This is a genomic window from Acidobacteriota bacterium, assembly GCA_009861545.1.
GTDB lineage: Bacteria > Acidobacteriota > Vicinamibacteria > Vicinamibacterales > UBA8438 > WTFV01.
Genome location: VXME01000110.1, coordinates 1 through 1400, shown reverse-complemented (window position 1 = coordinate 1400; position 1400 = coordinate 1). Strand labels below are relative to the sequence as shown.

Genomic DNA, 1400 nt, shown 5'->3' with positions numbered 1-1400 from the left:
GGGGGGCGTGTCTATTCATAGTTTTTTATTTGGTCGCGCGCGGGGGGGGGGGGGGGGTTTTTTTTTTTTTTTTGGGGGGGGGGGCCCCCCCCCCCCCCCCGCCGCTCGCTTGGGCAGGTGGAGGCCTGCTCCGCAGCGTAGCCACAGGACCCGGCTTGTGCGTGGTGTCTGGGTCGTCCCGGACCGATGCCCTGCAGAAGAAACAGGCGCGTGCCCTCCAGACTTGAATGCCCTTGACCACCGTGGCCACCGGAAGCTACCTTCAGGAGCACGCGCTCGGTCGGACTTGAAGGTGCTCCAACAACAAGCTGAGCGAATACGTGCGTCTGGCCGCCGCGGGAGAGACCGTGCTCGTGACGGATCGGGACCGCGTCCGTGGTGGAAATCGTGCCGCCACGCGCCGAACGGCGCCCCATCCTCGCCGGCGCCCTGCTCGCCGACATGTTGCGCAAGGGCCTGCTGGCGCCGCCGGAGAACGTCTGGGTGGGCTTCTCGAAGTCGGTTTCCTCGAAGCCGAGACCGCGCAGCACGGCGTCCACCTTCGCCTCGATGCCGTAGCCGTCCCGATCCTGGAACGCGGTCTGGACCTCGCTGTAGCGGGCGAGCGCGGCGTCGTGCTCCGTCGGCGAGAGGCTCGTGTCGCCGAGTCGGATCTCCAGGTTGCGCAACTCCGCCTGCAGCGCCAGCAGCGGCGCGAAGGCGCGGGTCGTCTCGTCGTAGAGCGTCCGTCCCGCGTGGGTCAGCCCGTCCTGCGGCAGGTAGCCGACGGTCAGGCCGTTCGGCCGCGCGATCTCGCCCGCGTCGGGCTCGACCTCGCCGGACAGCCCCTCGAGCGGCGTCGTCTTGCCGGCGTCGTTCGGACCGCACAGCCCGACCCGCTTGCCGGGCTGGAGAAACGATGTCGGGTATGACCAGTCTGGTCCGTACCCTTCAGATCAGAGGCAGTTGTCATGCCTTTCGTTCGGAACATACCAATTCTGGCAGGGACCCAAGATGGGCATCTGTGCTAAATAGTGCTTCGCGTCACCGATCGCAAGGTGCGAGCGACAGCGCAGTTCAGCGACACCAGACAGTGCTGCATGCGAAAGCGAAGGAAGCTCCTGACTTCCGGTTCCACTCTCTGAGCGACAAGGTGTGGTGCGAAGACGTGCTCACGGTCGCCTGGCAGGCTGTGCGTCGCAACGGCCGCGCAGCCGGGGTGGACGGCGAGACGGTCGCGGACATCGAGTCCCTCGGGGTGGACCGGTGGTCGGGAACACTGGCGCGGGACCTGAAGGCAGGGACACGCGTATCAGCTTCGAGGTCCATTGACAGGAAGGGAGGGCAATGTCACCGCCGTATCTCGGTCCGCTTCTCACGCCGTCGGGGACCGGCGGATCGGTCGGGGGGGACGAATCGAC

General features: G+C 66.9%; 1 pseudogene. It reads right to left on the bottom strand.

From position 1 onward, the window contains the following. Positions 1-11: 11 nt before the first annotated feature. Positions 12-893, bottom strand: a pseudogene (locus F4X11_17760) (ABC-F family ATP-binding cassette domain-containing protein). Positions 894-1400: the final 507 nt, after the last annotated feature.